The sequence below is a fragment of the Ohtaekwangia sp. genome, assembly GCF_036568665.1.
Classification (GTDB): Bacteria; Bacteroidota; Bacteroidia; order Cytophagales; family Cyclobacteriaceae; genus Ohtaekwangia.
The window spans coordinates 1-10,785 of the sequence record NZ_DATCSD010000087.1; the positions used below are offsets into that span (position 1 = coordinate 1).

The following is a 10,785-nucleotide window of genomic DNA, read 5'->3' on the forward strand; positions in this document are numbered from 1 at the left end:
AAATAATCAAACGTTATAAGCTTTGGAAATAACACTGAACAAAAAGACCAACACTGAAGGTGTAATTAAAATTAAATTAACCGAAGGTGATTATCAACCCCACGTTGAAGAAAAAGTAAAAGATTATTCGCGCAAAGCCAATATCAAAGGTTTTCGTCAAGGGAAAGTACCAAGCGGTGTGATCAAAAAAATGTTTGGGAAATCTATTCTTGTAGACGAGATTAATCACCTGCTTTCGCACAAGCTTTCTGACTATATTAAAGATAACAACATCAAGATTTTAGGTGATCCGCTTCCTAACCAGGAGAAGGCTCGCGAGATCAACTGGGATACACAAACAGATTTTGAATTCGAATACCAGATCGGTATGGTAGAAGATTTCAGCTATGATGTATCTTCTAAAGTAAAAGTAAAATCTTACCCGATTGATGTTGATCAAAAGACTATCGATGAAACGATCGATGATCTGAAGAAACGCTTTGGTAAAGTAAGCTATCCTGAAACATCAGAAGTTGGCGATAACTTATTCGGAGAGCTGAGTGCCAAAGAAGGTGACTTCAAAAAAGAACATGCATTCATTGCTACTGAAAAAGTAGAGAAGAAAGAGCAGAAGAAATTCAACGGTCTGAAAAAAGACGAAGAAGTAGAATTTGAAGTAAGCAAACTGTTTGCTGAAGATGCTGATGTAGCACAATTACTGGGTATTTCTGACGAAGAAGCGAAGGCTGCAAAAGGAAAATATACTTTCAAGATCAACACCATCAGCCGTGTAGAACCTGCTGCTATCAATACAGAGCTGTTCGACCGCGTATTTGGTAAAGATGCTGTTACTACAGAAGAAGAGTTTATCAATAAAGTAAAGGAAACGATAAGCGAAAACTATAAGCGTGAAGCTGATCATTTTCTGGAGCACCACATTGAAGATCACTTTATCCAAAATACATCGATCAACCTGCCAGACGATTTCCTTAAAAGCTGGTTGAAATCAAGCAGCAATGGTGAAGTGACTGATGATGTGATCAATAAAGAGTTTGAACACTATAAGAGAGGTTTGAAATGGGATCTTGTTAAAAATCGTATCGCTGACGATAACAAGATTACGGTTGAAGCTGAAGAAGTTCGTAACAAGGCAAAAGAACTTATCACTGCTCAATTTGGTGGTCAGGCTTTCGTTGAACAATTAGGCGACCGTCTGGATGGCATTGCCGATAATTATCTGCAGAATGAAAATGGCCAGAACTTTATGCGCTTGTACAATCAGTTACGCAGTGAGAAAATCCTGAAGTTTATAAAAGACAATATCTCTATCCAGGAGAAAAAAGTATCGGTGGATGAGTTTAAGAAACTCGTTGCTGAACACAAACATTAGAATATATCTGCCTGTGTGATGGAAGCGTCTTCCATCAGTGAACAATAAATTTAACAGGCTTTGCGTCAATGGTTTTAATCCGGTAACAACCCGGGTTAAAACCATTTTCGTTTTAAATGGGTTTAACAAGGCGGAGGGTTGGAATTTTGAACCCGGATAGCTAAGATTACCATTATTTCAAATCCATTTTACAACGTACTTATCTATTATCTATATGCATTATAACAATGAATTCAGAAAGTATGCCGTACATCATTTAGGCATGAGCGGTAATACCGTTGACAGTTATGCACAGCAAATTCAGAACATGACACAATATGTGATCGAGGAGCGTCCTGGAAATTTCCGCGCTATCGATGTATTCACACGTCTTATCTCTGATCGTATCATTTTCCTGGGAATGGGTATTGATGATCAGATCGCGAACCTGATCACAGCACAATTGCTTTTCCTCGAATCATCCGATCCGAAGAAAGATATCATTATGTATATCAACAGCCCGGGGGGGTCAGTTTACGCTGGTCTCGGTATCTATGATACCATGCAGTATGTAAATCCGGATGTTGCTACGATCTGTACAGGTCTGGCGGCTTCTATGGGTGCTGTATTGCTGACTGCCGGAGCTGCCAAGAAGCGTTCGGCTCTTCCGCATGCCCGCGTAATGATTCACCAGCCGATGAGCGGTATGCAAGGTCAGGCTTCCGATATGGAAATCTCGCTGAAGCAAACACTGGAAGTAAAGAAAGACTTGTATAACATCCTGGCGAAACACAGCGGTGCTAAATATGAGAAAATTGAAAAGGATTCTGACCGCGATTACTGGATGCGCGCTTTTGAAGCAAAAGAATACGGTCTTATAGACGAAGTGCTGGAACGTAAGAAAATCTAGCGTTTACGCACGATTTGTATCCAACCGATGTTCAGAATATTCAGTACCTTTGAAGTTATTCTGAGCATCGGTTTTTAATTTTTAATTTAACGTATGGCTGAAGTTACCTGTTCATTTTGCGGAAGAAGCAAAAAAGATGTAGACCTGATGATTTCCGGTATACATGCTCATATTTGTGACAAATGTGTAACCCAGGCTAACCAGATTCTCAGCGAGGAGAAGAAAAGCAAAACGGAAGCTGGCTTCTCTCCCAACTTTAAACTCGTGAAGCCTCGCGAGATCAAAAAGTTTCTGGATGAATATGTTATCGGTCAGGATGAGGCCAAGAAAGTTATGTCGGTGGCTGTATACAATCACTATAAACGATTGATGCAGCGCAAACTCGACAGCGATGTAACCATAGAGAAATCAAATATCATTATGGTCGGCGAAACCGGTACTGGTAAAACATACCTTGCCCGTACACTCGCTAAAATTCTACAGGTACCATTCTGTATAGCCGATGCCACTGTATTAACAGAAGCCGGTTATGTAGGTGAAGATGTTGAAAGCATTTTAACGCGTTTATTACAATCTGCTGACTACAACGTAGAGGCTGCTGAACGCGGTATAGTATATATTGACGAGATCGATAAGATTGCCCGCAAGTCTGATAATCCTTCTATTACCCGCGATGTGAGTGGAGAAGGTGTTCAACAAGCGTTGCTCAAATTACTGGAAGGTACCGCTGTGAATGTTCCCCCTCAGGGAGGACGTAAGCATCCCGATCAGAAAATGATCACCGTGAATACTGAAAATATACTCTTTATCTGCGGTGGTGCATTTGAAGGTATATCTCGTTTTATAGGTAATCGTTTGAATACACGTCCCTTGGGATTTGTAGCCGGTCATGAAGGTCTGCACCCAGGTGAGATTGATAAAGATAATCTGTTAAAGTTTATTACCGCTCAGGATTTGAAGAGCTTCGGACTTATTCCGGAATTGATTGGACGTCTGCCTGTGGTATCATTCCTTAATCCACTGGATCGCGAAACACTTCAACGCATTCTCACAGAGCCTAAAAATGCTTTGATCAAACAATACAAAAAATTGTTTGACATGGAAGAGATCGAGCTTGAATTTAAAGAAGGTGCTATAGATTTTATCGTAGAGAAAGCGATGGAGTTCAAGCTTGGAGCGCGCGGACTCCGCGGTATCTGCGAAGCTATCATCAACGATGCTATGTTTGAATTACCTTCTGATAAGAATACGGATCGCCTCGTTATCAATCGTGCATACGCAGAAGAGAAATTCAGCAAGTCGCAGTATAGCAAGCTGAAAGTAGCATAAAGCAATTACTAGGAGTATATCGATACTCTTAGTAATTAACGCTTCTGTAAATATCCTATCATCAGTTTGGCTGTATTCTCTGATGCAGAACCTGTATCGAGAATTTTGATAATGCTATCATAATTATCCAGCATCTGCATTCTGTAATCATCGTTATTAAGCAGTCTGTCTAATTCGTTAGAAACTTTTTCGGCATTAGCATCGCCTTGTATCAATTCTTTCACCACTTCTTTATCGGCAATCAGATTTACCAATGATATATAGGGAACGTTGATGAGCCATTTTACTATGCGGTAAGTTATATAGTTAGTTCTGTAGACCACAACCTGTGGGACTCTGAAAAGCGCAGTCTCCAATGTTGCCGTTCCCGATGTTACAATACCCGCTTTAGCATGCTGAAGCAAATTGTAAGTATCTTCAAAGACAAACTTTACATTGGGCAACTCACGCAATGCAGTATATAGGTTCGCATCAAGATTGCTTACTGCTGCAACGGCAAATTGGTTCTTCGGAAAGTTTTTCACTACACCAGCCATCAATGGAATGATGGTCTTTAATTCCTGCTTTCTACTTCCCGGCAAAAGCGCCACTAGAGACGTTTCATCAAGATTATGCTTTGTTAAAAAACTGCTATCGCCTATGTGCGCTTTTACTGCATCCAAAACCGGATTACCTACATAATCGACATCAACATCAAACTTCTTGAAGAAAGGTTTTTCGAAAGGGAGGATTACAAACAGTTGATCAACATTCTGCTTCAACTCCAACGCGCGACTCTGATACCACGCCCATACCTTAGGCGGGATATAGTAGAATACTTTTACACCGGCTTTCTTTGCGAACCTCGCTATACGCCTGTTGAAGCCTCCATAGTCTATGAGTATAACAACATCGGGCTTGAACTGCAGTATATCTCGCTTGCATTGTTTTATATAGTCAGAGATCTTATTGAGATTTGTAATCACCTCTACAAATCCCATAAATGCCATGTCTTTATAGTGCACCATCAGATCGACACCTGCACTCTTCATATACTCGCCACCCAACCCACGGAGCGTAGCGGATGCATCGTGCTGTCGTAAAGCCTTTACCAGATTGCCACCATGCAAATCACCCGAACGCTCTCCGGCAATGATATAATAACGCATTCTTAAAAATATAAATTACCAAAGTATAAATGCCTCACTCATCTACTCCCCGAAGTATTCAACATAGTTACGGGGAGTTTCATAGAGACGCACGCTATGAAGCTTTCCATACGATGTAACGGAAGGAAGTTTTGCTTCGAGTATTTTCCATATCTCCATCACGAGGTTCTCGCAGCTTGCCAGTTTCCCTTGCATAAAGTCAACATCCATATTGAGGTTTTTGTGATCCAGTTTTTCGATAACCTCCTCACGAATCATGGTGCTTAACTTTTTAAGATCAGCCACAAAGCCCGTATCCGGATCAGGCTTTCCTTTTACCGTTACAATCAACTCAAAGTTATGCCCATGCCAGTTTTCATTAGCACAAGGACCAAATACCTCAGCATTTTTTTCCTTCGTCCACTTAGGATTGTAAAGCTTATGCGCTGCGTTGAAATGTTCTTTGCGGGAGATGTAGATCATTCTTAGAATTAATCTTCGTTAACCTGTTTTGCACACAAATATACAAAGTACTCCACGAATGCACTTTTATAATCTAAAGCATACCTGTCCTCAAAAAAAACAAAAGAGGCAAGCTCAATGAGCTTGCCTCTTTATTAATTTCAGCCTTAGGCTTATCTAGGTTCTTTGAATGTCAGCTTCGTCCAAAGATTTCTCTTATTAGCTGTTCCCCATGTGAACGCCAATGTGAAAGTCTTGGTAGCAGGATCATACGAGTTAACCTCACCTGGCATGTTTATCAAACTTGGGTTTGTTGAGGATGCCATTGTTACTAAATGTGTTCCATCCGGTTGTGCCACGGGATCGATGGTGATTGTAGTACCATCTATCCCCCCTACACCACCGCTATTATCAGCCCAGATAGGTTTGAATGAAAGTGAATATTTACCAGTTGTAACCAGTGGTGCATCATCCAGGCTTTCATACTCTCCTTGTAATGGATCATTTGTATTGGGTGTACCTGCAGTAAATCTTTCGATTTTTCCAGGGCCATACGTGTAAAGTCCATCATAATCATTTTTAGGAATCACAGCCGCAATACCAAAATTATGGTTGCCGCTGATGGTATATCCTGATTCCTGTACGCTTTCTATTTTGTATGCAAAAGCATACTGATCATCACCGAAGTAATCATTGGTCACAGTTTTTATTTTCAAATAACCAACGCTTGATCCTTTCGGTATAGTAGCCACGCCATCATCCAGTAATGTAAAGGCAGGCGTACCTGCTCCACCTGGCATTATGTAAGAAGTGTGGTGCGCAGCATTATAACTATCCAAGCTATCCAAAATAGGCACAAACTTCACATGTATATCCTGAGATGCAGTACCTGCTGCTGTAAGAACAACCGGAATAAGTTGAATCTCAGACTCAGTTGTTAATGCATCTACAGAGTAAGCGATAAACTCAGAGTTACTGGTAGAAGTAACAGCGGTACTGATAATATTCTGATCGTGGCCTTGGTTGTCAACGGATTGAATCTTACCATTTTCAAAATCCTCATCCTTACAACCAGCAACTGCCAACAGCAGAAGCGCGCTCGCAAAGAAATAATTTATACTTATTTTTTTCATACGTAGTCAGATTAATTGACGTCCCAAAATATTTTTGAAGTAAACTGATTGATATCTCCCTGAGCGTTTGCGTTTGTCGCATTGGTAGTATACTCGTTTTGTGGATACAGCAATCTTACAGGAACTGTCTGTGATATAGTACTAGGATTCACTGTGATATAACCATCAGGTATAATATCGAATCCTAATCTTCTCAAATCACTCCATGACTCCAAAGGTCCGATACCCGCCAATGAAACATATTTCTGGAAGATCAGATCTTTAATATCTCCAGTATATGGGAAGTTATCAAGATAGGTTGAAGCTTCTGTTTCAGCATCTGGCACATCTAGGAATATGAATGATTCTGTTATCGCAGTATTATACGCTGCTGCCGGGTCTGTATCATTATCAACAAACCAGCCTCTTTCTATAGCCTCTGCTTTCAAGAACAGACTCTCTACAGAAGTGAATATCCATTGATCCTGATCGGCACTGCGTGCTAGCCCTGCACCAACTCCTGAAGATGTTAACGGGTTTCCCGAAGCAAGACCATATACTGTACCTACAACACTGTTTCCAATAGATGTAAAGTATTGATATAATCTTGGATCTTCATTGCTGCCCAATAAATCAACGAAATATTCATTTGCTCTTACAGAAGGAGCCGCATCAGCACCGTTTACTGTTAAACCATAGTTAGCATAGAATGGAGATTGCTTGTTAGTAGCATTGGTGTAGCCAGGGTTAACAGCAACTGTTTCGCCTTTGCCTAAGATACCACCAGCAGCTTTAATCTTTGCTATCTCAGCTGTTGGATCAAAACCGTTAACTTCTGTCTGACGAATCAGTAATCTTAACTTCAGCGTGTTTGCAAATTTAATCCACTTCGCTTTATCACCATGGTTTACAATATCCACGCTTGCAAAAGATGCTAATTCATCTTTACCCATATAGGTAATAGCCAGATCAAGTTTCTTTTGCAGATCATTGTAAACATCTTGTCCCTTGTCATAAGCAGGTTGAGGATACTCAGCATATTTGAAAGCTTGTGAGTAAGGTATATTTCCATAGATATCTACCAGATCCTGCCACAGTCTTGCCGACAGAATCATAGAAGCACCTGCCAATACTAGATCACCACTTGCTTCAGATTTAGCTCTGGCTTGTTCCAGATCAAACAAGGTATTGTAGTGGTTCTGCCAAAGTGCGTTTCCAAAATTTGGTGTAATGTTATAAGTAGTTTCAGTTGCATCAATGGCAAATGTTCCTGAACCTGACCAATAACCTAACCAGTTGTTCAAAAAGGTAAAGTTACCGCTGGCAACTCTTTGACCTGTTTCATGCGCACCTGCCGGAAAAATAAGCTCTCCAGTAACGGTGCTCTCCGTTACTCTGTTTGGGTCATCATTTACATCCAACTCACATGCTGTTAGCAGTGATGCCAGCGTAAACACCGTTAATATCTTATATGTGTGTTTCATTTGTCAATTTGTTTAGGCCTCTTAAAGTGTAAGATTCAAGCTAGCTCCATACATTCTGGAAGCAGGAGTTTGGAATGCACTACCCAAACCGTAAGTATTTCCGGCAGAGCTATAGTTGAACTCAGGATCTCCCCACTGGTTAGACTTAGGAACAAGCAACAAAAGATTTCTTCCGATCAAGCTAAGTGATGCTTTCTTGATATACTTGGTTGTAGCCACCCATTTTTGAGGCAGGTTATAAGTAATGTTAACCTCTCTTAAACGGAAAGCTGTTGCATCTGCATAGTAGTTTGTTGCTATACCAGTGTTGGTTGTTGAGCCAGTCCAGAAACCATAGTTACCATCTTGAACCTGAATATTGGTGTTGTTTACATATTTACCATCATCACCCATGTAAACTGAGTTTGGCATTACGAAACGTTGACGACCATAAGAAGCTGATCTTTTTGATATACCTGAGAAGTCCATATCAGATCCAAGACCTGAATAGAATTGGTGACCACCTTTGTAATCCCAAGTCATGGACACTGACAAACCTCCTATAGTATAAGTAGGTGTAAAACCAACTACCCAAAGCGGTAAGCTTCTACCTGTAACAACCAGGTCTGTGCTTTGAGAAGGGTTACCAGTATATCTGTCAACTATAACTTTTCCAGTTTCAGGATCTCTTACGTAGTCGCTCAATTGGAATTGGAATGCAGGGCCACCTACTACGGCAATGTTGTTAGCTGTTGGAGATGATCTTGATATCTGTATATAGTTAGATGTACCACCGATAACTACAGGACTTCCATCAGGTGTTGATGTAACTTTGTTGGTGTTATAAGTAGCGTTGATTTTAAAGCTCAAACCACCTTTACCGATTTTGTAAGGAGCGATACCCAGATCTAATTCAACACCTTTGTTGTTGAAGGATGCAGCGTTTGCCAAACCTACTGTATAACCAGTACTTGAAGGCAGTGATGTTTGCAGAATCTGGTCATCGCATTGCTGATTGAAATACGTTGCTTCCAAATCGAACTTGCCGTTCAACAAACCAATTTCCAAACCAACTTCTTTACTAGTTACTGTTTCAGGTTTCAGGTTAGGAGAAGGTATAGTAGCACCTGCTGTGAAACCTACTGTGCTTCCGAATGGGAAACCTGCAGGTTGAGAATACGTAGACTGCAGTGAGTAAGGGTTCACGTTTACGTTAGCACTTTCAGAATATGCAGCTCTTACTTTCAAATAAGATACTGGAGACTCTTTCAAAGATGCGATCGCATCAGACAATACGAATGACAAGTTAGCACTTGGATAGAAGAATGATCTGTTTGCTTTTGCTAAGCGGCTATCCCAATCGTTACGTCCAGTAAGTTCGAGGAATGCCCACTCTTTAAAGCCAAAGCCTAATGTACCATAAGCAGAAACTCTTTTTGTTAAGAGCGTATAGTTATAGTTGTTCGCATTGCTATACGGAATCAGAGAACCAAAACCATAGCCTGGAACGTTAGCATCACCACTACGAACTGATACGTTATATAATCCAGGAACCACCAGGTTGTTACCACCTATAGCAACATCCTTCTCAGTGGTCTGTCTAAAGTTTCCACCTGCGAGGTAACTAACAGAAAGACTGTTTGTGATATTGGTTTTACCGTTCAAGAAATAATCAATGTTCAGCAATGTTGCGTGAGCATTGTCATTAAACACGGCACCTTTTGCTCTGAAATAAGTTGTGCTGTTTCTGTTTGCTACAGCCCAATCTCCCGGATCCAAAGGGTTCTGTGTGTTATCGGTTCTTACATCATTTACAGTTGCATTCAATCTCGCTGTAGCTTTCAACCATGGAGCTATTTCATAGCCAAGGGTAGCATTACCAATGAGGTTATTGGATTTGCTTTTTGAACGCATATTGTTGATAATCCAGTATGGGCTGATAGCAAACTCATTGTAATAGTTTCCATACTTCGCCCACTTATAGTTCTGATCTTTGTAATCCAACAAAGGAACGTTATCAGGTGTTTGCAATACAGCAAACATGATACTTCCTGAGTATGAGCCTTGGAATAAATTCTGAAGCTGGTTTTCATTTACTACATCAGAATTTTGCATGGTGTAACCAAGACCGTAAGCCACAGAGAATTTGTTGATCTTCTTATCTCCATTGAAACGGATGGTTGTTCTTCTGTTTTTATCCTGAGGCATTAAGCCTTTGATGTTAGCATCCTGAACAGACAAGAAGTAATCGCTTCCTGTTAATGAAATAGTGTTCTGGAATATAGATCCTGTATTCCAGAAATTCTTTTTGTCATTCTTATGAAGGTTGCTGTATGGACCTCGTTGAATATCTCCATCTTCTACTGGCACACCAATATCCTGCAGGCTTCCATCGAAGCGAGGACCGTATAACTGGTTTTCGTAAGGAACATAACCATAGTTTCCGTATTGATCTATAACTTCACCGGCACCTGCGCCAAATTCATGTTGCAGTTTAGGGAAGTAAGCAACGCGTGAAGCCTGGTATGAAGATGTTACTGATACGGTAGGATTCTGATTTGTTCTACCTCTTTTGGTTGTTACAACCAACACACCGTTTACGGCATCAGGTCCGTACAATGCAGCAGATGCACCACTTTTCAATACAGTCATGTCTGCTATATCTTCCGGAGAGATGGAGTATAACAAGCTGAGCGGAACCTGCGCTCCGTCAACAACAAGCATAGGCTGGTTGTTACCTGTTAAAGAACGAATACCTCTGATGTTGATTTTTGAGTTTTGGAAAACACTGCTGTTTGTAGTCGTTACGTTCACACCAGATATTTTTCCGTTCAGAGACTGTGCAACATCAACAGCCTTCGCCATTGTCAAGTCTTTATTAGAAATAGTAGAAGCTGCATAACCAAGCTCTTTCGCTTGCTTTTGCAGACCCATTGCACCGGTTACTACAACTTCAGAGAGTTGAGTAACATCTTGTGAAAGCTGAACATCGATCTTGTTCCTGCTTCCTATTTCAATTTCTTGTGTTTGAAGG

The 10,785-nt window shown here is 40.7% G+C and carries 8 protein-coding genes; 3 read left to right on the plus strand and 5 right to left on the minus strand.

Going from position 1 to position 10,785, the window contains the following annotated elements:
• Positions 1-22: 22 nt before the first annotated feature.
• The 3 genes from tig (at position 23) to clpX (ending at position 3,587) form a co-directional block, all read left to right on the plus strand.
• Entirely contained in the window at positions 23-1,369 is a 1,347-nt protein-coding gene (gene tig, locus VIN08_RS04710; RefSeq protein ID WP_331960981.1) for a trigger factor, read from the plus strand.
• A 214-nt stretch (positions 1,370-1,583) separates the two neighbouring features.
• On the plus strand, positions 1,584-2,258 hold the full coding sequence (locus VIN08_RS04715; RefSeq protein ID WP_331960984.1) for an ATP-dependent Clp protease proteolytic subunit: 675 nt from the start codon (positions 1,584-1,586) through the stop codon (positions 2,256-2,258).
• Positions 2,259-2,351: 93 nt separating this feature from the next.
• Positions 2,352-3,587, plus strand: coding sequence for an ATP-dependent Clp protease ATP-binding subunit ClpX (clpX, locus tag VIN08_RS04720; RefSeq protein WP_331960987.1), 1,236 nt, complete (start codon positions 2,352-2,354; stop codon positions 3,585-3,587).
• 35 nt (positions 3,588-3,622) lie between these two features.
• Here the strand turns inward: clpX and lpxB are convergent, their stop codons facing one another.
• From lpxB to VIN08_RS04745, 5 genes are all read right to left on the minus strand, one after another.
• Positions 3,623-4,735: a lipid-A-disaccharide synthase gene (gene lpxB / locus VIN08_RS04725; protein ID WP_331960990.1), complete on the minus strand. Its 1,113-nt coding sequence runs from the start codon at positions 4,733-4,735 to the stop codon at positions 3,623-3,625.
• Between the two features lie 42 nt (positions 4,736-4,777).
• Positions 4,778-5,197 (minus strand): 6-carboxytetrahydropterin synthase, encoded by a 420-nt coding sequence (locus tag VIN08_RS04730; protein ID WP_331960993.1) that lies wholly within the window; start codon positions 5,195-5,197, stop codon positions 4,778-4,780.
• Positions 5,198-5,349: 152 nt separating this feature from the next.
• Positions 5,350-6,309, minus strand: coding sequence for a DUF1735 domain-containing protein (locus tag VIN08_RS04735; RefSeq protein ID WP_331960996.1), 960 nt, complete (start codon positions 6,307-6,309; stop codon positions 5,350-5,352).
• 11 nt (positions 6,310-6,320) lie between these two features.
• The gene (locus VIN08_RS04740; RefSeq protein ID WP_331960999.1) at positions 6,321-7,772 is read right to left on the minus strand and encodes a SusD/RagB family nutrient-binding outer membrane lipoprotein; all 1,452 of its coding nucleotides are present in this window, start codon (positions 7,770-7,772) and stop codon (positions 6,321-6,323) included.
• 21 nt (positions 7,773-7,793) lie between these two features.
• Positions 7,794-10,785: SusC/RagA family TonB-linked outer membrane protein (locus VIN08_RS04745; RefSeq protein ID WP_331961002.1), on the minus strand; the 2,992-nt coding region annotated here is incomplete at its 5' end.